At 63.6% G+C, this 20,007-nt stretch carries 24 protein-coding genes; 6 read left to right on the forward strand and 18 right to left on the reverse strand.

Annotation, left to right across the window (positions count from 1 at the left end):
- Position 1: 1 nt before the first annotated feature.
- From fliP to FJ950_RS25160, 14 genes are all read right to left on the reverse strand, one after another.
- Complete coding sequence (fliP, locus tag FJ950_RS25095) at positions 2 to 733, reverse strand: flagellar type III secretion system pore protein FliP (protein WP_015315906.1); 732 nt, start codon at positions 731 to 733, stop codon at positions 2 to 4.
- Positions 730 to 1,224: a flagellar basal body-associated FliL family protein gene (locus FJ950_RS25100; protein ID WP_015315907.1), complete on the reverse strand. Its 495-nt coding sequence runs from the start codon at positions 1,222 to 1,224 to the stop codon at positions 730 to 732. The genes fliP and FJ950_RS25100 overlap by 4 nt, the downstream gene beginning before the upstream one ends.
- Positions 1,225 to 1,244: 20 nt before the next feature.
- The gene (gene flgH / locus FJ950_RS25105; RefSeq protein ID WP_140619451.1) at positions 1,245 to 1,949 is read right to left on the reverse strand and encodes a flagellar basal body L-ring protein FlgH; all 705 of its coding nucleotides are present in this window, start codon (positions 1,947 to 1,949) and stop codon (positions 1,245 to 1,247) included.
- Positions 1,946 to 2,527, reverse strand: a complete 582-nt coding sequence (locus FJ950_RS25110) for a MotE family protein (RefSeq protein WP_140619532.1) — start codon at positions 2,525 to 2,527, stop codon at positions 1,946 to 1,948. Before FJ950_RS25110 ends, flgH begins: the two co-directional genes overlap by 4 nt.
- An 8-nt stretch (positions 2,528 to 2,535) precedes the next feature.
- On the reverse strand, positions 2,536 to 3,777 hold the full coding sequence (locus FJ950_RS25115) for a flagellar basal body P-ring protein FlgI (protein WP_140619453.1): 1,242 nt from the start codon (positions 3,775 to 3,777) through the stop codon (positions 2,536 to 2,538).
- Positions 3,774 to 4,286 (reverse strand): flagellar basal body P-ring formation chaperone FlgA, encoded by a 513-nt coding sequence (flgA, locus tag FJ950_RS25120; RefSeq protein WP_181171433.1) that lies wholly within the window; start codon positions 4,284 to 4,286, stop codon positions 3,774 to 3,776. The genes FJ950_RS25115 and flgA overlap by 4 nt, the downstream gene beginning before the upstream one ends.
- 6 nt (positions 4,287 to 4,292) lie before the next feature.
- Complete coding sequence (flgG, locus tag FJ950_RS25125; RefSeq protein ID WP_015315912.1) at positions 4,293 to 5,081, reverse strand: flagellar basal-body rod protein FlgG; 789 nt, start codon at positions 5,079 to 5,081, stop codon at positions 4,293 to 4,295.
- Positions 5,082 to 5,091: 10 nt separating this feature from the next.
- The gene (locus FJ950_RS25130) at positions 5,092 to 5,415 is read right to left on the reverse strand and encodes a flagellar hook-basal body complex protein FliE (RefSeq protein WP_181171435.1); all 324 of its coding nucleotides are present in this window, start codon (positions 5,413 to 5,415) and stop codon (positions 5,092 to 5,094) included.
- Positions 5,412 to 5,828 carry a flagellar basal body rod protein FlgC gene (gene flgC / locus FJ950_RS25135; RefSeq protein ID WP_015315914.1) on the reverse strand — a complete coding sequence of 139 codons (417 nt, stop codon included), beginning with the start codon at positions 5,826 to 5,828 and terminating at the stop codon, positions 5,412 to 5,414. Before flgC ends, FJ950_RS25130 begins: the two co-directional genes overlap by 4 nt.
- 2 nt (positions 5,829 to 5,830) lie before the next feature.
- Positions 5,831 to 6,211 carry a flagellar basal body rod protein FlgB gene (gene flgB / locus FJ950_RS25140; RefSeq protein WP_015315915.1) on the reverse strand — a complete coding sequence of 127 codons (381 nt, stop codon included), beginning with the start codon at positions 6,209 to 6,211 and terminating at the stop codon, positions 5,831 to 5,833.
- 192 nt (positions 6,212 to 6,403) lie between these two features.
- A complete protein-coding gene (locus FJ950_RS25145) occupies positions 6,404 to 7,240 on the reverse strand; it encodes a hypothetical protein (protein WP_140619457.1) in 837 nt (278 codons plus the stop codon).
- Entirely contained in the window at positions 7,221 to 8,636 is a 1,416-nt protein-coding gene (gene fliI / locus FJ950_RS25150; RefSeq protein ID WP_140619458.1) for a flagellar protein export ATPase FliI, read from the reverse strand. The genes FJ950_RS25145 and fliI overlap by 20 nt, the downstream gene beginning before the upstream one ends.
- A gap of 1 nt (position 8,637) precedes the next feature.
- Positions 8,638 to 9,363, reverse strand: a complete 726-nt coding sequence (gene flgF, locus FJ950_RS25155) for a flagellar basal-body rod protein FlgF (RefSeq protein ID WP_015315918.1) — start codon at positions 9,361 to 9,363, stop codon at positions 8,638 to 8,640.
- Positions 9,364 to 9,365: 2 nt separating this feature from the next.
- Positions 9,366 to 11,177 carry a DUF1217 domain-containing protein gene (locus FJ950_RS25160; protein WP_140619460.1) on the reverse strand — a complete coding sequence of 604 codons (1,812 nt, stop codon included), beginning with the start codon at positions 11,175 to 11,177 and terminating at the stop codon, positions 9,366 to 9,368.
- A 156-nt stretch (positions 11,178 to 11,333) separates the two neighbouring features.
- On the opposite strand from FJ950_RS25160, the gene motA reads away from it, so the two are divergent.
- Genes motA through FJ950_RS25190 form a run of 6 tightly spaced genes read left to right on the forward strand, consistent with a single transcriptional unit; the run spans position 11,334 to position 16,167 of the window.
- Positions 11,334 to 12,209 (forward strand): flagellar motor stator protein MotA, encoded by an 876-nt coding sequence (gene motA / locus FJ950_RS25165; protein WP_015315920.1) that lies wholly within the window; start codon positions 11,334 to 11,336, stop codon positions 12,207 to 12,209.
- Positions 12,210 to 12,241: 32 nt separating this feature from the next.
- Positions 12,242 to 13,189: a FliM/FliN family flagellar motor switch protein gene (locus tag FJ950_RS25170; RefSeq protein ID WP_140619462.1), complete on the forward strand. Its 948-nt coding sequence runs from the start codon at positions 12,242 to 12,244 to the stop codon at positions 13,187 to 13,189.
- A gap of 17 nt (positions 13,190 to 13,206) precedes the next feature.
- Positions 13,207 to 13,593 (forward strand): flagellar motor switch protein FliN, encoded by a 387-nt coding sequence (gene fliN, locus FJ950_RS25175; RefSeq protein WP_015315922.1) that lies wholly within the window; start codon positions 13,207 to 13,209, stop codon positions 13,591 to 13,593.
- Positions 13,594 to 13,636: 43 nt separating this feature from the next.
- Positions 13,637 to 14,650 carry a flagellar motor switch protein FliG gene (locus FJ950_RS25180; protein WP_140619464.1) on the forward strand — a complete coding sequence of 338 codons (1,014 nt, stop codon included), beginning with the start codon at positions 13,637 to 13,639 and terminating at the stop codon, positions 14,648 to 14,650.
- 3 nt (positions 14,651 to 14,653) lie between these two features.
- Complete coding sequence (gene flhB / locus FJ950_RS25185) at positions 14,654 to 15,736, forward strand: flagellar biosynthesis protein FlhB (RefSeq protein ID WP_140619465.1); 1,083 nt, start codon at positions 14,654 to 14,656, stop codon at positions 15,734 to 15,736.
- Positions 15,733 to 16,167 carry a hypothetical protein gene (locus FJ950_RS25190; RefSeq protein ID WP_015315925.1) on the forward strand — a complete coding sequence of 145 codons (435 nt, stop codon included), beginning with the start codon at positions 15,733 to 15,735 and terminating at the stop codon, positions 16,165 to 16,167. The genes flhB and FJ950_RS25190 overlap by 4 nt, the downstream gene beginning before the upstream one ends.
- A 24-nt stretch (positions 16,168 to 16,191) precedes the next feature.
- Here FJ950_RS25190 and FJ950_RS25195 read toward each other — a convergent pair whose 3' ends face one another.
- The 4 genes from FJ950_RS25195 to FJ950_RS25210 form a co-directional block, all read right to left on the reverse strand.
- Positions 16,192 to 16,962, reverse strand: coding sequence for a helix-turn-helix transcriptional regulator (locus FJ950_RS25195; RefSeq protein ID WP_140619467.1), 771 nt, complete (start codon positions 16,960 to 16,962; stop codon positions 16,192 to 16,194).
- Positions 16,959 to 17,669, reverse strand: a complete 711-nt coding sequence (locus tag FJ950_RS25200) for a helix-turn-helix transcriptional regulator (RefSeq protein ID WP_041163672.1) — start codon at positions 17,667 to 17,669, stop codon at positions 16,959 to 16,961. Before FJ950_RS25200 ends, FJ950_RS25195 begins: the two co-directional genes overlap by 4 nt.
- A 470-nt stretch (positions 17,670 to 18,139) precedes the next feature.
- Complete coding sequence (locus FJ950_RS25205) at positions 18,140 to 19,171, reverse strand: histone deacetylase family protein (RefSeq protein ID WP_140619469.1); 1,032 nt, start codon at positions 19,169 to 19,171, stop codon at positions 18,140 to 18,142.
- Between the two features lie 83 nt (positions 19,172 to 19,254).
- A complete protein-coding gene (locus tag FJ950_RS25210) occupies positions 19,255 to 19,908 on the reverse strand; it encodes a TetR/AcrR family transcriptional regulator (protein WP_140619471.1) in 654 nt (217 codons plus the stop codon).
- Positions 19,909 to 20,007 lie beyond the last annotated feature (99 nt).

Raw genomic sequence — 20,007 nt, forward strand, 5'->3', positions numbered from 1 at the left:
GTCAGGTAAAAGAGCGCACCAGGCTGCCGACGAGCAGGTTCCAGCCGTCGATCAGGACAAAGAACAGGATCTTGAACGGCAACGACACGACCGTGGGCGGCAGCATCATCATGCCCATCGCCATGGTGATGGTGGCCACGATCAAGTCGATGACCAGGAATGGCAGCACGATCAGGAAGCCGATCTCGAAGCCGCGCCGGATCTCGGAGATCATGAAGGCAGGCACCAGGATGCGCAGGTCGACCGTCTCCTTCGCAACGACCTGGCCGCGTTCGCGGGCAAGGTCGGCGAAAAGGTCGAAATCCTTGTCGCGCACATTGTGCAGCATGAAGGTGCGGAACGGATCGGAAATCTTCTCGAAGGCCTCTGTCTGGCTGATCTGATTGTCCATCAACGGCTTGACGCCGGTATTCCACGCCTGATCGAAGGTCGGCGCCATGACATAAAAGGTCATGAACAGCGACAGCGAAATGAGGATGAGGTTCGCCGGCGTCGATTGCAGGCCAATGCCGGCACGCAGGATGGAGAAAGCGATGACGAAGCGGGTGAAGCTGGTCACCATGATCAGCAGCCCCGGCGCCACCGACAGCACGGTGAGCAGACCGAACATCTGGATGATGTAGCCGACGGTGGCGCCATCGGCCTTGCCGATGCCGCCAAGGTCCAGTTGCTGGGCCGCCGCGACGGAGGTGGCGGCGCCAATCAGTGCCGCGGCAAGAAGGAATTTTCTCATTCGAGCAGCAATGTCCTGACGAGAACCTGTTTGACGTGCCCCTGACTGCGGATCGAGGCGCGTTCGTCGAGATCGGCCTTCAGATGCTGGTAGCCGCTGGCGCCTTCGATCTGGTGCATCTTGAGGGTACGCACGAAGGCCAGAAGATCCTGCTGGACGTCCTCCGCCATCGCCGGCGGCTGCGGAGCGTCGTAGACCACGGACACTTCCATCCTGATCCAAGTGTCCGCGGGCGAGGCGATGTTGGTGGTGATCGGCGCCAGCGCGACGAGCGTCGGCCCCGCGCCAGCTTGTTGAGCGGCTTCGGGCTGGGGTACCTTGCCCTCGTTTTCAGGCGCGACTGGCACCGACGATGGTGCGCCGACGCCCTTGAGATAACCGCCCGACATCCAGCCCATGCCGATGGCGGCGGCCGTCACCACGAGCAGCATGGCGCCCTGCACGGCAAGGGAAGGACCCTTGCGAGGCTGAATCTGATCGACATTGGCCATGGTGCCGCGCTCTCCAATGCCTAGAACGGAAGAACCTGGTCGAGGACCTGCTGGCCATAAGCCGGCTGCTGGACCTCGCTGACGCGGCCACGGCCGCCATAGGAGATGCGCGCCTCGGCGATGCGTTCATAGGAGATGGTGTTTTCCGCGCCGATGTCCGACGGGCGCACCATGCCGGCGATGGTGAGCACCCTGAGCTCGTAGTTGACGCGCACTTCCTGGGAACCCCTGATCATCAAATTGCCGTTGGGCAGGACCTCGGTGACGACGGCGGCGACGTTGAGCTCCAGGTTTTCGGAGCGCTTGATTTCGCCGTCGGCATTGGTTTCGGTGCTGGAACTCAAGCCGGCGTCGCCCTTGCCGCTGGTGCTGTTGCCTTCCCATCCGAGCGTGACGTCATAACCCAGCTTGCGTGCGGCGGTGCGGCTCCGGTCGTTCTGGTTCTTGAAGTTGGCCTTGTCGTTGAGCTTGATCCTGACGGTCAGGATGTCGCCTTCGCGCAGCGCCCTGGGATCGGTGAACAGCCGGCTCTGGCGGTCGTCCCACAAAGAGAACTTCTTGACCGGCGCGGCGGGCGGCTGAGGATAGCTGTAGGGTGCTGTCCCGTCGCCGCCGATGCCCGAACCGACCGGCGACAGCGATGGTTCCCTACCGATTTCCTTGAAATTGGTTGCGCAGCCGGACAAGGCTGCCGCCGCGCACAGGATGAGCATTCTGCGGATCATGACGGATCTACCCTTCGGGCTGCGCTGGCCATGATGCCGGTGAGCGTCGCCGCCGCCTTCTGGTCCATTTCGTTGAGGATGACACCCGCCTTGCGTGAATCGAGCTTCATCAGGATGGCCGCGGCGAGGTCCGCGTTGACGATCGCCAGGCGTTCGGCCGCGGCATCGGGCTTCATGCCGGCATAGATCTTGACGACGCCGTCCTCGGCCCGGGCCAGAAACACCTCGCGCCGCTTCAACCAGGTTTCGTATTCGGCTTTTTTTGCGTCCAGCGCCTTCATGCGCTCGTCGATGCCTGCCTGCAGCTGTTTTAACTCTTCCGCCTGCAAGGCATAGCGGCGGTCGCGCGCGGCGTCGGCGATGTTGGAGCAGAAGCGCTCGATCTCGCTCTGGTCCGGCGCCTTTTCTCGTGTCAGTTGCTGCGGTGCGACCGCGGGCTGCGCTCCGGGCAGAATCTGACGAACGACATCCTCGCCGCGTGCGCCGCTGCTCGAAACGGACATGGCCGCGAGGACCGTGGCCGCGAACAAGATTGCGCGGGGAGGGCGTCCTTGATGGGATGAGAGGGAGGTGATCATCGACATCGCTATTGGAGAACCAGATCGGCTTGCAAGGCGCCGGCCGACTTGATGCCTTGCAGGATGGCAATGATGCCGTCCGGCTTGACGCCGAGACGGTTGAGGCCGGAAACGAGAGTTTGCAGGTCGGGCCCGTCGAGCACGGCGACGCGGGCGTTGGGCCGGGTGGCATCGATGGCTGTGAACGGTTCGACGGCGGTTTCGCCCTTGGAGAAGGGTTCGGGCTGCACGACGCGCGGCGCTTCCGTAATGCGCACCGTCAGCGTGCCGTGGCTGATGGCGACACGTGAGATCTTGACGTCGTTGCCGATGACGATGGTACCCGTGCGCTCGTCGATGACGACGCGGGCCGGCGTGTCGGACTCGACCACCAGGTTTTCGATCTCGGCATAGAAGCGGGCCGCCGAAACGCTCTTCGGCCGCCTGATCTGCACGGTGCGGGAATCGCGCTCCGCCGCCACGCGCATTCCGAAGCGCTGGGCGGTGTAGTCGTTGATCGCGTCGGCGATGCGGATGGCGGTCGAAAAATCGGGATTGCGCAATTGCAGTATCAGCGTCGACTGGTCATCGAACTCGGCCTTCACCTGCCGCTCGATTATGGCCCCGTTCGGCACGCGGCCGGCGGTCGGTACGCCTTGCGTCAACTGCTCGGCCTGGCCTTGAGCGGTGAAACCGGAAACGATGACCGCGCCCTGGCCGACGGCGTAGATCTCCCCGTCCGCCGCCTTCAGCGGCGTCATGATCAGCGTGCCGCCGGCAAGCGAGGTAGCGTCGCCCATCGAGGAGACGTCGATGTCGATGCGGGCGCCGGACTGCACATAGGGCGGCATGTTGGCGGTGACGATGACGGCGGCGACGTTCTTGGCGCGTGCGCTGCCGCCTTCGGTGGCGATGCCGAGATTTTCGAGCATGGCGCGGATCGACTGTTCGGTGAACGGCGAGTTGCGCAGGCTGTCGCCGGATCCGGCGAGCCCGATGACGAGGCCGTAGCCGACGAGCTGGTTGTCGCGCGAACTCTGCAGCTGCGCGATATCCTTGATGCGCGAGGCGACCTGGCCAGGCGGCAGCGAGCTTGGTCCGGGCGAAACGCGGAACATGCGCGTGGTGGTGGCGGGATCATATTCGGGATCGTCGTAGACACCGCCATTCCTCGCGGCGAGTTCGCGCTTGGCCTTGGGCGTCAGGCCATCGGCTAGTGCCGGCTGCAGACCGAGCGTGGCCGCAATCAGAAGGGCAAGCGGGCGCATCATGAAGCGCCGACCTGGATGGTGCCGTCGGCCATCACCGTGCCCGAGAGAATCTTGCCGCTGTCGCTGTTGCGGACCTTGATGAAGTCGCCCGCCGAGCCCGGCTGCAAGGTCACGGCGGTGGCCGTTATCGTCAGCCCGCCGGCGACGAAGAAGACCTGCACGGCGGCACCCTGCTCGACCAGCCAGGCCTCACGGACGGCGGCTGAAGGAATGTAGCGGCCGGGCAGCAGCGTGCGCTTGGCGATCTTGCCCTGCAATTCCTCGGAACGGGTCGCAACAGCATCGGGCTTATGCTTGCCGGGGATGAGGGTGACCTGCTTCAGGGCGGCGAGTTCGATGGTCTCGCCGGGATAAATGACCCGGTTGGGGATCAGCACGACCTCGCCAGCAGGTTGGTTGCTGGCGATCTGGTTGGCCGAGTCCTGGGCGAAAGCCGGCATGCCGCAGGCCACCAGCGCAAGGGCGAGCGCGGCGCGGCTGAATGCGGAGCAGGAGATCGGCATGGCCATCATCCGTTACCTGATGTTCTTGGAGACGACGGAGGCCATGTCGTCGGCGGCCTGGATGACCTTGGAGTTCATTTCATAGGCGCGCTGCGCCGAGATCAGTTCGGTGATTTCCTTGACCGGGTCGACATTGGAGGCCTCGAGATAGCCTTGCTGGATGGTGGCGAAGCCGGGATCGCCGGGCACGCCGACATTGGCCGGGCCGGAAGCCGTTGTCTCCTGGAAGAGATTGTCGCCGAGCGGCGCGAGGCCCGCCTCGTTGGCGAAGTTGACGATCTGGAGCTGGCCGAGGTTCTGCAGGTCGGTCTGGCCGTCGATGCGGGCGAAGACCTGGCCGGTCTTGTTGACGATGACTTCGACCGCATCAGTCGGCACGGTGATGGCCGGAATGACACTGGCGCCGTCCACCGTCACCAGCTGGCCGGTGGCGTTGGTGTTGAAGGCGCCGGCGCGGGTATAGAGCGTACCGCCATCGGCGCCTTCGATCTGGAACCAGCCCCTGCCGGTGAGCGCCATGTCGAAGCTGTTGCCGGTGCTGGTCAGTTCACCCTGGGTGTGGACGTTGCGCACGGCGGTCGTCTTGACGCCGAGACCGATCGAAACGCCTTCCGGCACCAGCGAGGCATTGGAGCGGTTGGGGACGCCTTGCGTGCGATCGACTTGGTAGAGCAGGTCGGAGAATTCGGCGCGCGCGCGCTTGTAGCCGGTGGTGTTGATGTTGGCGATGTTGTTGGCGATGACTTCCAGATTGGTCTGCTGGGCATTCATGCCGGTGGCGGCGATGGCGAGTGCTTTCATGGCCTGCTCCTCAGATGCCCATGCGACTGACTTCGAGATAGGCCGAGACCACCTTGTCGCGAATGGCGACGGCGGTCTGCAGCGCCTGCTGGGCGCTCATCACGGCATCGACCACCTGGCGGGTGTCGGCGTCGCCCTTGAGCGCCTGCATCGACACCTGCTCGGCATTCTGCATGGTGCTGACGGTCTTGGAGGCAGCCTGGCTCACCGCTTCGGCGAAGGAGGTGCCAAGGTTGCCCGTTGCCGCCGGCGCAACGCCACCCTGCAGCAGATCGGTGGCTGTATCGCCCAGCCCAGGCTTCAGGTTAAGCGCGCCGATGCCGTTGACGATCATTGGTTCCTCATCAGGTCGATGGTCATTGAAATGAGATCACGCGCCTGCTTCACGACTTGCAGATTGGCCTCGTAGGAGCGGTTGGCTTCGGTCATGTCGGCCATCTCGATCAGCACGTTCACATTGGGCATCTTGACGTAGCCCTTGTCGTCGGCGGCCTCGTTGCCGGGCTGGAATTCGACGGGAAAATTGCTCGGGTCGCGGTCGATCGAATTCACCTCCACCGTCGAGCTGCCGGAGGCCCGGTCGAGTTCGGAGACGAAGCTGATGGTCTTGCGGCGATACGGGTCGGCGCCCGGCGTGGTGCCTGTCGACTGGGCGTTGGCGAGGTTTTCCGAAACCACGCGCAGGCGCTCGGACTGAGCGCCAAGGCCTGATGCTGCGACTTTGAGGGCTGCGGTCAGTGCGTCCATGGTCAGCTCTTGACCGCCATCATCATCATTGAGTGGAATGCCTTGACGATGGCCGTGTTGAGTTCGAAGGAGCGGCGCACCTCGCCGGCCTTGAGAAGCTGGTCTTCAAGCACGACCGTGTTCTTGGAGGGCATGACCACGCCGTCGTCTTCCTGCGGCTTGATGGAGAAGCCGGCATTGGTCGCCGCAGTGCCGAGATGACCGGGCTCGGTGATCTGGAGCGACACCGCGGTGCGGTCGAGCACCTTCTCGAACGGCTCGACGTCGTTTGCCGTGTAGCCCGGCGTGTTGGCATTGGCGATGTTGCCGGCGACCGCCGACTGACGTACCGACAGCCACTGCGCTTGCTTGGCGGCGAGATCGAAAAGGGAAACAGGCTCCATGGGAATCTCCGGGCATGTGCCCAAAGAGTAGGACGCCAGTCTTGCGCGGACCTTGCGATCGGTCGCTAGAACGTGAAGACGAAAACGGCGAAGCGGTTTTCGGACGACATCATGCTCCATCCCTTGAAATGGAGACGGATGATTTCAGGACGATCCGACCTGAAATCATCCTCGGCACAAAACCGTGACGGCTTATCTGGAAAGCTCGATCACCTGGTTGGCGCTGGTGAGCATGACCCATTTGCCGTTGCGCTGCTCGATCGCCGATACCTTGCTGGAATCCGGCAGCGTCGAACCGCGCTGGACCATCCACAGGCCGGTGTCGTCCTCGATCATGGCGCGGCCATTGGCGACATGGACCATGCGGAACTTCGCGATGTCGGCGGGGAAGGGTTGCTCGCCGGGCGGCTGCGTTTTGGAATCGTCCTGCACCGTGCCGGTGGCAAGCAGATCTACATCGGCGTTGGGAACGTCCCTGGCGGTCAGCGGCGCGCTGCGCTCGGCGACCACGCCACCTCCCGCACGTCCCGAATTGGTACCGGTGCCGCCGAACTTGATCGCCTGCACGCCGAACTGGTCCTGGTTGAAGAAGATGTACCAGGGAAACAGGGCGCAGGTCAGGCCGAGCGTGATGCCGAGCGCGGCGATGACGACGTCGCTGCGACGGTCCGCCTTCTTCTTGCCCAGTCTGGGGAATTGCGGCTTTGGCGGCTGCGGCAATTCGCTGGCGGCAAACAGGCCATCGATCAGCGATTCGCGACTGGCTTGAGCCATATCGGCAGCCTCGACGCGGGGAAGGGAATTCACAGGGGGCTCGGCAGTCCGGGCCGGCAAAGGCTCGGATCTGGGGAGAGCCGATTTGACGGCCTTGGCCAGAACAACCGCGGTCCGGGCAGCCATGGCGCCGGCGGCGTTTGCCCTGGCGACCCTGGCCTCCTCCGCTCGAGCCTGCTCCGCGGCGTTCGCTTCGGCGATCATCTCGTTCAGGAGGCGCTCGGTGTACTGGCGTTCAGTCTCCTGGTTCGGCATTCTGCTTTCCCTTGAGATGGCGGGCAAGATCGGAGAACGGATCGGCGGACGGGCGGTCCCTGGGCGATTGCGTCAGCGCCTCATAGATGACGGGCACCTGGCGTACGGCCATATCGAGTTCAGCGTCGACGCCGCCCTGATAGGCGCCGAGCAGCCGGATGTCGCGCGTGTCCTCGAAGCGGGAGATCATAGACTTCAGCCGCGTCACCAGGGCTCGCTGTTCGACACTCCAGGCCTTGCCGGCCAGTCGCGAGATGGACGACAGCGGATTGACGGGCGGATAGCGGCCCTGTTCGGCGATCGCGCGGTCGAGCACGACATGGCCGTCGAGAATGCCGCGCACCGAATCGGCGACCGGATCGTTGTGATCATCGCCGTCGACCAGCACGGAAATGATGGCCGTGATCGATCCCTTGCCTTCCAATCCTGGGCCTTCGGTTCCAGGCCCGGCGCGCTCGAGCAGCTTGGGCAGTTCGGTGAAGACCGAGGCGGGATAGCCGCGGGCAACCGGCGGCTCGCCGGTTCCCGTCGCCACCTCGCGCAGGGCGTGAGCGAAGCGGGTGATCGAATCCAGCACCAGCAGCACACCGTGGCCCTGGTCGCGAAAATGCTCGGCGACGCGCATGGCGGTGTCTGGCGCGCGCCGGCGCATCATGGCGCTCTCGTCGCTGGTGGCGACGACGGCCACGGTCTTGGCCATGCTGTCGCCGATCGTATCCTCGAGGAATTCGCGGACCTCGCGGCCGCGTTCGCCGATCAGCGCCACGACGACGGTGTCGAACGCGTCGGCGCCGGCGAGCATGGCAAGCAGCGTCGACTTGCCGACGCCCGATCCGGCGAAGACGCCCATGCGCTGGCCGAAGCAGAGTGGCGTGAAGATGTCGATGACCTTGACGCCGGTCATGAAGGCGGTACCGACGCGCTGCCGCGCCATGGCGCCGGGTGTCGCGGCGGCCGCCGACATGTCGTCGCCCCTGACCAAGGGCGGACCACCGTCGATTGCCCGGGTGAGCGCGTCGATGGCGCGGCCGCGCCACGAGGCATGCGGCGCCACCGCGAGCGGACCCCTGCGGAACACGGCATCGCCGATGCCGGCGTCGGCGCTGCGTTCGAAGGGGGCGATCACAACCTCGTCGCGGCTGATTTTGACGATCTCGCCGCGGCGCGAGCCGGACTGACCGCGCTGCTCGACAATGTCACCCAGCCTGGTGAAATCGGAAAGGCCGCGCACCTTGTAGTGCGTTGATGTGACTTCGGTGACGAGCCCGCCGCGCTTGACCAGCCCGTCGCTGTCGCCAAAGCGCCTGATAATCCGCTCCAAAGCGGCAAGCCGATCCAGCGGCGCCGGCTGGAGCTGTCTTTCGGGTGCACGGAGGGCTGGCTGCTCTGACGACATGCTACGACTTCGAGCCGAGCGTCTTTATCGCCTCCTCGGCGGAGGAATCGGTCTGCCGCATCAGCGCGGCAGTGTTCTCGAAGGCGCGCTGGACCATGATCAGCCGGGTCATTTCCAGCACGGGATTGACGTTGGATTCCTCGAGGAAACCCTGGGCGACGCCGATGTCGGAGCGGTCGGTGACCGGTTCGGGCGTGCGTGCCGGCACAATGCCGGAATTGCCGTAGCGCACGAAATTCTCGCCCGGGTCGAAATTGTAGAGGCCGATGGAGCCGACGAGCTGTTCGTTCTGGCGCAGCGAGCCGTCGGCGCCGGCCTTGGGCGGACCGTTGCGGGGATCGAGCTGGATCGGCGCCCCGCCGGCGTCGAGCACCGGATGGCCCTCGACCGACATCAGCTCGCCATTCTCGTTCATCGAGAAACGGCCGTCGCGGGTCATGACGGTGCCAACTGGCGTGTCGATGGCGAACCAGGCGTCGCCCTGGATGGCGAAATCGAACGGGTTGCCGGTCTCCGTCATGGCGCCGTGTGCCCCCGACAGAAAGGTCTTGCCGGAGGAGGCGAACGAAACCGACTTCTGCCCTGCGCCAGACACCACGTCCTCGAACTTCACGCCGGTGGCGCGAAAGCCGACGGTGCTGGCGTTGGCGACGTTGTCGGCGATCGTGTCGAGCCGGCGCTCGAGGGCTATCTGCGCGGAGAGGGCAACGTAGAGACTGTCTCGCATGATCAGAACTTCAGTTTCTGCATGGCCATCATCAGGTCGGTGGAGATGCCCGATGTGACCGGTTTGGCAAAGAGCACGCTGACCGACGTCACCGCCGTCGAGGTCGGATTGTTGATCTCGTACATGCTGGTGAAGCGGGTCAGGAACTTGTTCAGTTTCACCGGGTCGGTGAAATCCGAGATGTCGAGCTTCTGCCCGAACAATTGCGCCTGCTTGTCGATGTCGGCGGTGGCGAAAGAATCGGGCAGCCCCAGCGCGGTGCGCACCACGCTGGCAAGCGCCGTGTCGGCCAGCACGTCGTACCAGCTGGTGATGGTTGATGCTTTGCGGTCGAAATAGAGCGCCAGCCGCACGCCCTCATTGGTCTTGCCGGCGTCCTCCTCGAGAGTCTGGCGCATGTAGTTGTCGACGGTCGGCTGCTGCGCCGGATTGATGGTGGTGGCTGCTTCGCCGTACTGCTCGAAGTTGAAAGCGGCGGCGAGCCCGGCATAAGCCTTGTTCGTCATCTTGTTGGCGACGCTGTCGGCGTCGCGAATGCCCCCGGTCAGCACGCTGCGGATGAGATCCTTGCTTTCCGTCGCCGGATCGAGTCCGTAAGCCGAGAGCGCATAGTTGTACAACCGGCTGTTGGCCATCAGGTCGTCGATGGATTTCACGTTCGTGACGTTGGCAAGGTAGTATGCGGTCTCCGATTTTATGGAGTCCGCGTTCGGCGGGATCAGGCCAAGGGCCGACCCGGTGGTGTAGATCTTCGGCGTGTCTTTCAGCACCTCGTCGCGCGACGTTGTCTGATCGCCATATTGGGCAAAGTTGAACGCCGTGACGAAGTTGGCGTAGCGTTTGTCCGTCAGCTTGTTTGCCGGGCTGTTGGGATCGCTGACGCCGCCCGCCAGCATCGTGCTGATCTGCAGCGGCTTTTCGGTCGACGCATCCAATCCGTAGGAAGCCATGGCGAAGGTGAGCAGGCGCTTGTCCGCCATGAGATCGTCGATCGACTTCACCTTGGAGATGTTTGCCGCGTAATAGTCCGCCTCGCCCTTGATATACTGGGGGCTCGGCTCGACCAATTTCAGTCCGGTTCCGGCCACATAGCCTTTCGGCACCGCCTGCTGGGCAGCATCGCGCGTGGTTGTCTGATCGCCATACTGGGCGAAGTCGAAGGCCGAGACAAAGTTGGCGTAGCTCTTGTCGGTCAGTTTGTTGGCGGGACTGTTGGGGTCGCTGACGCCACCTTCGAGCATGGCCCTGACGGTTGCCGCCGGTTCGGTCTCGGCATCGAGGCCGAATGCGGCCATCGCGTATGTCAGCAGGCGGCTGTTGCCCATCAGGTCGTCGATCGACTTCACCTTGGAGATGTTGGTGACGTAGTAGGCGGTTTCACTCTGGTAGTAGGAGAGTCCTGCCTGCGAGGCGCCGATCTGGACTTGCAGCGCATAGTTGCTGGTCACCAGTTGCTGCGCCTTGTTGTAGATCGTCGCATTGGGGCCGTTGGCGGCGAAATTGAAGGCGCTGACGAACGCGGCGTAGCGCTTGTCGGTCAGTTTGTTGGCAAAACTGTTGGGATCGGAGACGCCTTCCTTGAGCGCCTTCACCATGAAGGCCTTGGCGTAGTCCATGTTCTCAAGGCCGTAGGCCTTCATGGCGTATTTGAACAGCCGGTCATTTTTGACGAAATCGTCGATCGATTTCACCTTGGTGATGTTGGCGAGATAATATTGGGTATCGCGGTCGACTGTCGGCTGTTGCTCGATGCGGTCGATCGACTTGTTGATGTCTTTGGTGATCAACTGGTAGCTGGTATAGGTACTGAGCAAGGACGCGCCTCCGGCCGAAGCTATGCCAGCACAATAAGCTCACTTCCTTGCGCGAAACTGAATCGCCAACTTTCGTGCCATGGCGGCTCGGATTCAAGCCTCACACAAGGCACGGGGACTATCCCTTGTCCGACGTGAAATGCGGAAGGACCGGTCGTGGGCATTCTGATTGGACTTGTGGTGACGCTTGGCTGCGTCCTTGGCGGCTTCATGGCCATGGGCGGGCATCTGCACGTGCTGGTGCAGCCATGGGAAGCCGTGGTCATCTGCGGCGCCGCACTCGGCACCTTCCTGGTCGCCAATCCGATGAAGACTGTCAAGGATACCGGCAAGGGCATTCTGGAAGCCTTCAAGCAGGCGGTGCCGAAGGAGCAGGACTATCTGGAAACGCTCGGCGTGCTGCACAGCCTGATGCGCGAGTTGCGCTCCAAGTCGCGCAGCGAGGTCGAGGCGCATATCGACAATCCGGAGGAGTCGGCGATCTTCCAGGCCTTTCCGACCGTGCTCAAGAACCACGATTTGATGAATTTCATCTGCGACTACTGCCGCATCATCATCATCGGCAATGCCCGCTCACACGAGATCGAGGCGCTGATGGACGAGGAAATCCAGACCATCAAATCCGACAAGATGAAGGCCTATCACGCACTGGTCGCGGTCGGCGACGGCCTGCCGGCGCTCGGCATCGTCGCCGCCGTGCTCGGCGTGGTCAAGGCGATGGGGGCGCTTGACCAGTCGCCGGAAATCCTCGGCGGCCTGATCGGCGCGGCGCTGGTCGGCACCTTTCTCGGCATCTTCCTGTCCTATGCGGTGGTCGGACCTGTCGCCACCAAGATCAAGACGGTGCGCGAGAAGAAGAACCGCCTCTACATCATCGTCAAGCAGACGCTGCTCGCCTACATGAACGGTGCGCTGCCGCAGGTGGCGATCGAGTTCGGCCGCAAGACTATCTCCTCCTATGAACGGCCGACTATCGACGCGGTCGAGCAGAGCACCATGAACACCGGCAGCGCCGAGAAGAAGGCTGCCTGAGCGATGCGCGACAGATCGGTGCCAAAACTGTCATGACGAGTCCGGGCAGCCCCTCGCAGGCGCGTTCGTTGATCATCGAGCGTCTGGTCGGCGACAGCGGTGAGACCGATCAGGTCGTCGACGCGGGCCGTGCCATGGCCGAACGCGCCGTGCCGCTGCTGCAGAAGGGACTCTCGGGCGAGCTCGGCATTCCCGTAATTGTCGACCTCAAGGCCGTCGAGGTCAGCCGCGTCCCGGAGGCGCGCTCGCGCGCCGGCGACAATTTCGCGATGACCGTCGTCGGCTCGCCGGCGTCCTCGGACGCGATGACACTCGTCATGGATGCTCCCGCAATCGCGATCATGGTCTCCACCCTGTTCGGCGGCGACCCGGATATGCCAGTGTCGCCGATCGAGCGCGAGCTGTCGTCGATCGAGGCCGATGTCTCGACCATGGTGCTCCAGGAAGTGGCGCAGGCGCTGAACGGATCGGGGCGGCGCTCGCTCGAACTGCGGCTGCCCGCACCGCGCGCCATGTCGGGGATCGAGGCCAGGCGGCACGTGTTGCGCGACGGTGCCGCGATCCGCATCGTCCTTGGCATCTCGACGCCGGTCGACAGCGGCTCGATCACCGTGACGATGCCGCAGCGCATCGTGCTGGCGGGCCGCGATGCCACGGCCAGCATCAGCGAGGACGATCATGGCACCAGTTGGCGGGCACGCTTTTCGGAAGAGGTGATGCGCTCGACCGTAGCGCTCGAGGCCACCATGCCCCTGGCGCGGCTGACGCTGGGCGACCTCGCCAACCTCGAAGTGGGCCAGGTCATCGACTTCGAAGAGACGGCGCAATCGCGGGCTCGCCTCGGCGCACGCGGCCAGACGCTGTTCGTATGCGAGTTCGGCAAACTGGGGCAGAATTACACCGTCCGAATCAGGCATCCTTTCGATGCCGGGCAGGATTTCATCGATGGGCTCATGCCGGCTGGTGCCGGGCGCGCCTGAGCTTTTGGAGACGACGCATGGCCAAGACCAAGGTAGAAGCAGAGCTCGACCAGCCGGACGAGCAGCTCGATCGCGCCATCGAGGAATTGCGCGGGGTCCTGCACGAAGAAGAACAGCGCCCCGATGCGGCGTTCCGGGCCGCCGCAGGGGCCAATTCAAGCGTCATCATGAACATCCCCGTCGATGTCCAGATCATCCTCGGCAGCACCGAGATGGCGGTTGCCGATCTGATGGCGCTGCAGAAGGGGTCGACGGTCGCGCTCAATCGCCGCATCGGCGAGCCGGTCGATGTCGTGGTGAACGGCCGCAAGATCGCGCGCGGCGAGATCACCGTGCTCGAAAGCGACCCTTCGCGCTTTGGCATCAGGCTGACCGAAATCATCGCCGGCACGAAGGGCGCCTAGACATGGATCGCGGAGCTCGCCGGTGGCAGCGGAGGCGAAAGGCATGACGACGCCGCTGACGACCCTGACGCGCGCGCAGAAGGCGGCCGCCATATTGGTGGCGATGGGCAAACCGTCCGCCAGCCGTCTCCTGAAATTCTTCAAGCAGGAAGAGCTGAAGGCGCTGATCGAGGGCGCGCGGCTGCTCAGGACGATTCCGCAGAGCGATCTCGAGCGCATCGTCGCCGAATTCGAGGCCGAGTTCACCGAGGGCGCCGGCCTGCTCGATTCCGCCGACAGGATGGACACCATTCTCAACGAGTCTCTCTCGCCCGAAGAGATGAGTGCCATCATGGGCGACAAGAAATTCGAGGTCGCGCCTGAAGGGCCGCCGCCGATCTGGCCCGATCTCGAAAAGCTCGAACCCTCGCGGCTGGGCGCCTTCCTGGCGGGCGAACACCCGCAGACGGCGGCCATGGTGCTGTCGAAACTGGGGCCGCAGGCGGCGGCGAGTGTGCTTTTGACACTGACGAAGCCGATGCGCGGCGAGATCATCAAGCGCATGGTGACGATGGCCAACGTTCCGGCCGCCGCCACCAGGATCGTCGAGAACCGGCTGCGCTCCAGCGTGCTGTCGGATACCTCCACCAAGGACACTTCGGCCGGGCAGGCGCGCGTCGCCAGCGTGCTCAACGAGCTGGAAAAGCCCCTGCTTGAGGAGGTCATGCAGGATCTCGAAGCCGCCGGCACGCCCGACCTCGACGGTGTCCGTGCCCGGCTGTTCGCTTTCGACGACCTGCCGCTGCTCACCCAGAAGGCGCGCGTGCTTTTGTTCGACGGGCTGTCGACCGAGCTTGTCACGCTGGCGCTGCGCGGCACGTCGGCCGCACTGGCCGAGGCGGTGCTGTCGGCGATCGGCGCGCGCTCGCGACGCATGATCGAGGCCGAACTCGGGCAAGGCTCGGAGGGTGTCCCGGCCGCCGATATCATGGCCGCGCGCAAGACGATCGTGACGACCACCATCCGCCTGTCGCGCGAAGGGGCCTTCGAACTTCCCTCGACGCAGAACGCCGCCTAAGGCATGTCCGACGCCACCGACAAGGACTCGAAAACCGAAGAGGCGACGGAAAAGAAGATCCGCGATACCATCGAACAGGGCAAGCTGCCCCATTCGAGGGAAACGGCGCTCCTCGCCTCGTTCGTCGCCATACTGGTGTTCACAGTCTTCTATGCCAAGGACGCCGTCGTCGACCTCAGCACGTTCCTGTCGATGTTCCTGGAGAAGCCCGAGGCTTGGCCGATGGACACCGAGACCGATGTCATCGCGCTTTACAAGCAGGTCTTGTTCGAAGTGGGTCGCGCCGTCGTGAGCCTGCTGGTGCTGCTGACGGTTGCCGGCATCGGCGCCTCCGTGCTGCAGAACATGCCGCAATTCGTCGGCGAGCGGATCAGGCCGCAGATGTCGCGCATATCGATCGCCAAGGGCTGGAACCGGATGTTCGGCGCCCAGGGCTGGGTCGAGTTTTTGAAATCGCTCGCAAAGGTCGGTTTCGCCATCACCGTGCTCACCTTCACGCTGTCGGAGGACCACCGCAAGCTGCTTGCCGGGATGATCACCAATCCCGTCGCTTTCGGCCTCGTCATCCGTGGCATCGCCGTCGACATACTGGTGGCGATCGTCTTCGTCATGGGACTGATCGCGGCGATCGACATCGTCTGGTCGCGCTTTCACTGGAAGCAGGACCTGCGCATGAGCAAGCAGGAGGTCAAGGACGAGTTCAAGCAGTCCGAAGGCGACCCGATCGTCAAGTCGCGCCTGCGCTCGTTGGCGCGCGACCGGGCGCGTAAGCGGATGATGACCGCAGTGCCGCGCGCGACGCTCGTTATCGCCAATCCCATCCATTTCTCGATTGCGCTGAAATATGTGCGCGACGAAGATTCGGCGCCGCTGGTCGTAGCGAAAGGGCAGGATCTGGTGGCGCTGAAAATCCGCGAAATCGCCAAGGAGCATAACATCCCGATCTTCGAGGACGTGGCGCTCGCCCGCTCCATGTACAAGCAAGTTTCGGTCGATAATGTGATCCCATCACAATTCTACCAGGCCGTCGCCGAACTGGTGCGGATCGTCTACTCGAAAAAGGCTGAGCGCAGACAGATTTCATGAACCGGCAACCGCACGCAAAATCCCGCGAGATCATCGTCGCCAGCGCCATCGAACAGGTGGTGGTGGAGCTCAGGCTGATCGACGTCGCCGACTATATCGCCTTCATCCGGCTGGAGCATTTCGCCTGCCTGTCGGATCTGGTCGATTCAGCGGCGGAGCTGTTCTTCATGCCGGGTACGCTTAGGCTCGGTCATGGCGGCGAGGCACATGTCGACTGGAGCGGCAGCCCGCGCATCGTGCTCGATCTGGAACTCAGGCCGCCCGGCGTGACCGTCTATTTCCAGCTGACGCTGAGCGAGACCGGCAGCACGGTCCTGGTCAATTACGTGTCGTTTGAAAAGCCGGGCGAAGACCCCGGGCACAACACGGCGCTGCTGGAGGCGGTGATCGAACAGGCCCGCATCCGCAAGGTCGAACCGCTGGCGTTCTAAAGCGCTTCCTTAAGCCGAGAGCGGCTACTCGATAAGCCCCAGCCGCAACGCCTTGGCGACCGCTTGGTTGCGGTTGACCGCATTGAGCTTTTGGGTCGACTGGGTGAGGTACTGGTTGGCGGTGTGCACCGACAGTTTCAGGAGCCGCGCGATCTCCTCGCTGGTGTTGCCGTTGGCGGTCAGCTTCAGGCATTCAAGCTCGCGCTTGGAGATCGAGCGCATTCTGCCGACGTCTCCCGGACGCATCCGCGCGACGGCGGCGAACAGCGAGAAGCAGCGAGCGTGAATTTCGTAGAGCGCATCCTGCGGCAGCGCGATCTCCGATCCCAGGAAGACGACAAGACCGCATTGACCGCGATCGGCATGGACGGGGAAGGCAATGCCGCTCGACCCGGGTGTCAGCGGCGCCATCTGTCCGGTCCAGGCGAGATTGCCGAACATGTCGGCCATGGCCGCCACGCCATCATCCGTCCACCAGCGCGGCTCGGTCGAAATCCGGCTATGGCGAACGATGTCCTCGCCATTGGCGCCTGAAATGAACTTGGTGGCCACCGCGACGCCGGGATAATCTGAATCAAAGCACGGGACCAGCCGCGCGCGCTCCGGCGACGGGCTGACGAAGTACAGGCCGAAGGCCGAGGCATTGATGTCGACTGAGATCCAGCGGCAGCGGCGCACCGCATCGGGAATGGTGACGGCGTGATGTGTTTCGGATCCCAGCGAGAAGGCACCGAACGGGCTGCGCTGCTCGTTGAAAAGGGCCTCCGCGGCCTCCTTGATGTCGGCGTGTTTCAAATGATGCCACTCCTGATCGCCGTGGCGATGGCCATCGCACGGTTCGAGGCCGCGAATTTCTGGATGGCGTGGGTGATGTAGCTGTTGACGGTGTTGGAGGAGACGCCAAGGATCACCGCCACCTCGTCGGTGGTCTTGCCTTCCGAGACCCAGAACAAGCATTCGCGCTCGCGGTCCGACAGCGGATCCTGCATCGCCGCGGCGGCGATCAACTGCGGGATGTGCGAAAGCGCGTAGCAGCATTTCAGCTGCGCCTTCATCAGCGCCGGCTGGTCGATCCGGCCGGCGGCGGCCGCCGAGAACAAGGCGAACAGGCGCTGACGGCCGACATTCAGCCGCAGTGAATAGACCTCGGCATGGCCGAGCACGTCGAGGAGCCGAGCCTCTTCGCCCGAGACCAGCCCGCCGGCATCCGGCGCCTGGGCCGCCACCAGCGGCGTCGGACGGATACCGGGTGCGGCGGTGAGCGGGCCTTGTGCAAGGCCGGCGATCAGCCGCTTGCCGATCAACTCGATGGCGTCGAAGATCCAGTTCGAAGACACGATACGTGCATCGTTGCGGTCCTGGTCATGGACGATGGCGACCAGCATGTAGCTGTCGGCGCCGATCTCGGCGGTCAGCTCCATGAAGAAGGAGGTGAGATCACCGCGCGACGTCAGGCGCGAGCCCAATGTGTCGGATTGAAGAGGCGCGGCGGGACTGCTCATCTGCTGCTTTTTGGTCGGAATCAATTCTGATGCCCGGCTGCTGGAGTGCCAGCCGCCGAACCCGAAAACGCGTTACTTTTACGAGACACACACGAGGCGCGGGGCCGCGCCCAACCAGACGGAATCCATTCAGGGAACGCGAGACATCCGCGTCTGGCGCCGGAAAAATTCCGGAACGTGAGACTTTGGGTGGTCGCCGCGCCCCCCGAGGACCGGCTGATTCGGGTCTAATCTACCCGCAGATGAATCCGACATCAAACGCGATTTGACAAAATCGAATCCGGTGGACTCGACCTGCGACTCAGCGGCCAATTTCTTTGCATTTCCTGGGCACGGAAATCGAGCCGCGCAGGCCGGCCATGATTTTTGCGAGGCTTACGCGGCGCCTCAGGATGCAAAAAAGGGGCGGCTGCCGCCACCCTTCCTTTGTCCGTCCTCCCCGCAGGCGCTCCGCTTTCTGGACGACCGCTCTACCGATCCTCGAACCCGGTCAGCACGCCGACGGCATTGATACCGATCTCCTCGACGGCATAGCCGCCTTCCTGGACGAACAGCGTCGGCAGGCCGAGCTTGGCGATGCGCTGGCCGATCTTCGGATAATCCAGGCTTTTCAGCTTGAACTGGCTGATCGGGTCCTTTTCGAAAGTGTCGACGCCGAGCGAGACGACGACGATGTCGGGAGCGTAGGCGGCGAGCCTGGCGCAGGCATCCTCCAGCGACACGTTCCAGGCATCCCAGCCGGTGCCGAAGGGCATGGGGTAGTTGATGTTGAAGCCTTCGCCGGCCCCCGCGCCACGCTCATCGGCATGGCCGAGGAAGAACGGGTACTCGACCATCGGATCACCGTGCAGGTTGAGAACCTGTACGTCGGCGCGGTCATAGAAGATCTCCTGCGTGCCGTTGCCGTGGTGATAGTCGACATCGAGGATCGAGACACGCTTGGCGCCCTGGTCGCGGAACCATTGCGCGGCGACGGCCGCGTTGTTGATGTAGCAATAGCCGCCCATGAAGCCGGCCCCGGCATGGTGGCCGGGCGGACGGCAGAGCGCGAAGGCCGACCTCTCGCCGTCCTTGACCAGGCCGGCGGCGGTCAGCGCGACGTCAAAGGACGATTTGATCGCGGCCCAGGTGCCCTCGACGAAGGTGGCGCCGCCGTCGAAGGAATAATAGCCGAGCAGGGCGTCGATGCGCTTGGGCGGCACGTCGCCGCGCAGTCCGCGCGTCGGCCAGGTGAAGGGCATCGCCGTGCCCGCATGGCCCTCGGCGATCCATTGCGGCCAGACGGTCGGCAGGAAGTCGATGTAGTCGGCCCTGTGGACGCGCTTGGCGGCGGCAAGGTCGTGCTCGACCGGCGCGATGATCGGCCCGAGCTTCTCGCTTTCGACCCGCGCCTTGATGAACTCCGCCCGCGAGGGCTTTTCGAAGCCGGGCACGATGGCTGAGGTGACCAGTTCCATCTGCCCGGCATGACCGGCGTGAAGTGGCGAATAGACAGTTTTCATGAATTTCCTCTCGAAGTGCGAAGCTACGGCAATTCCAGGAAAAGTGTGAAGCGGTTTTCCGTCCGGAATTGCATTGAAACCGGTCAGTCAAGATTGAGGTAGGGGCTCACCAAGGCGAGCCACATGGTTTCCACATCGTCCTCGATGAGGTCGAACGTCCTGCGGTCCTTCTTCAGCCCAACGAGCCGACAGACGTGCCCGACCTCCATCATCACCACGCCGAGCCGGCTGGCGATCTTGCCTTCGAGTGCGGGGTTCACATGCTGCAGCCATGCAGCATAGAGGGCGATGATCTGGTCGTCATATTCGTTCTGGATCGGCCGCAGGTCGGCATTGCCTGAAATGGCCTCGATCACCGGCATCAGGGTGGCGTTTTCGAGGTAGAGCTTCGACGTGTCGATGAACAGCTTGCGCACTTCCCGCCGAAATTCTTCGCGGTTGGTGGGCGGGGCGACCTTGATGCGCCTCGCGATCACCTCGGGAAAGGATGACAGCCAGCGTCGGGCGAGATCCAGAAGAATGGCTTCCTTGTTGGGAAAGTACTGGTAGACCGAACCGACCGACAGGCCCGCGCGTTGCGCGATGGCGAGCGTCGTCGGTGTCCTGGTTCCTTGCTCCCGCGTCAGGATCAGCGCAGCGTCGAGGATCCTGTCGACCACCTTGCTGGACCGTTGTTGCCGCGGCTGCTTGCGCGGCTCGAGCGTTATCCTGGTTTTGCGGTCGAGACTGCGCTTCACTGCTTGGTGCCCCTCGTTCCCCGCCTGGTCCCAACACAAGCGGGGCGTGCTGTCCACAATACATTCTAAATCCGGCATGTTGACAAACGCGAATAATCA

Origin of the sequence: Mesorhizobium sp. B2-3-14 (assembly GCF_006442175.1) — a bacterium.
GTDB classification, from domain to species: Bacteria; Pseudomonadota; Alphaproteobacteria; order Rhizobiales; family Rhizobiaceae; genus Mesorhizobium; species Mesorhizobium australicum.

Bases quoted from the DNA above. Each gene is read 5' to 3' on its own strand.
- fliP (WP_015315906.1), bottom strand. From the start codon at position 733: ATGAGAAAATTCCTTCTTGCCGCGGCACTGATTGGCGCCGCCACCTCC.
- FJ950_RS25100 (WP_015315907.1), bottom strand. From the start codon at position 1,224: ATGGCCAATGTCGATCAGATTCAGCCTCGCAAGGGTCCTTCCCTTGCC.
- flgH (WP_140619451.1), bottom strand. From the start codon at position 1,949: ATGATCCGCAGAATGCTCATCCTGTGCGCGGCGGCAGCCTTGTCCGGC.
- FJ950_RS25110 (WP_140619532.1), bottom strand. From the start codon at position 2,527: ATGATCACCTCCCTCTCATCCCATCAAGGACGCCCTCCCCGCGCAATC.
- FJ950_RS25115 (WP_140619453.1), bottom strand. From the start codon at position 3,777: ATGATGCGCCCGCTTGCCCTTCTGATTGCGGCCACGCTCGGTCTGCAG.
- flgA (WP_181171433.1), bottom strand. From the start codon at position 4,286: ATGGCCATGCCGATCTCCTGCTCCGCATTCAGCCGCGCCGCGCTCGCC.
- flgG (WP_015315912.1), bottom strand. From the start codon at position 5,081: ATGAAAGCACTCGCCATCGCCGCCACCGGCATGAATGCCCAGCAGACC.
- FJ950_RS25130 (WP_181171435.1), bottom strand. From the start codon at position 5,415: ATGATCGTCAACGGCATCGGCGCGCTTAACCTGAAGCCTGGGCTGGGC.
- flgC (WP_015315914.1), bottom strand. From the start codon at position 5,828: ATGGACGCACTGACCGCAGCCCTCAAAGTCGCAGCATCAGGCCTTGGC.
- flgB (WP_015315915.1), bottom strand. From the start codon at position 6,211: ATGGAGCCTGTTTCCCTTTTCGATCTCGCCGCCAAGCAAGCGCAGTGG.
- FJ950_RS25145 (WP_140619457.1), bottom strand. From the start codon at position 7,240: ATGCCGAACCAGGAGACTGAACGCCAGTACACCGAGCGCCTCCTGAAC.
- fliI (WP_140619458.1), bottom strand. From the start codon at position 8,636: ATGTCGTCAGAGCAGCCAGCCCTCCGTGCACCCGAAAGACAGCTCCAG.
- flgF (WP_015315918.1), bottom strand. From the start codon at position 9,363: ATGCGAGACAGTCTCTACGTTGCCCTCTCCGCGCAGATAGCCCTCGAG.
- FJ950_RS25170 (WP_140619462.1), top strand. From the start codon at position 12,242: ATGACGAGTCCGGGCAGCCCCTCGCAGGCGCGTTCGTTGATCATCGAG.
- fliN (WP_015315922.1), top strand. From the start codon at position 13,207: ATGGCCAAGACCAAGGTAGAAGCAGAGCTCGACCAGCCGGACGAGCAG.
- FJ950_RS25180 (WP_140619464.1), top strand. From the start codon at position 13,637: ATGACGACGCCGCTGACGACCCTGACGCGCGCGCAGAAGGCGGCCGCC.
- flhB (WP_140619465.1), top strand. From the start codon at position 14,654: ATGTCCGACGCCACCGACAAGGACTCGAAAACCGAAGAGGCGACGGAA.
- FJ950_RS25190 (WP_015315925.1), top strand. From the start codon at position 15,733: ATGAACCGGCAACCGCACGCAAAATCCCGCGAGATCATCGTCGCCAGC.
- FJ950_RS25200 (WP_041163672.1), bottom strand. From the start codon at position 17,669: ATGAGCAGTCCCGCCGCGCCTCTTCAATCCGACACATTGGGCTCGCGC.
- FJ950_RS25205 (WP_140619469.1), bottom strand. From the start codon at position 19,171: ATGAAAACTGTCTATTCGCCACTTCACGCCGGTCATGCCGGGCAGATG.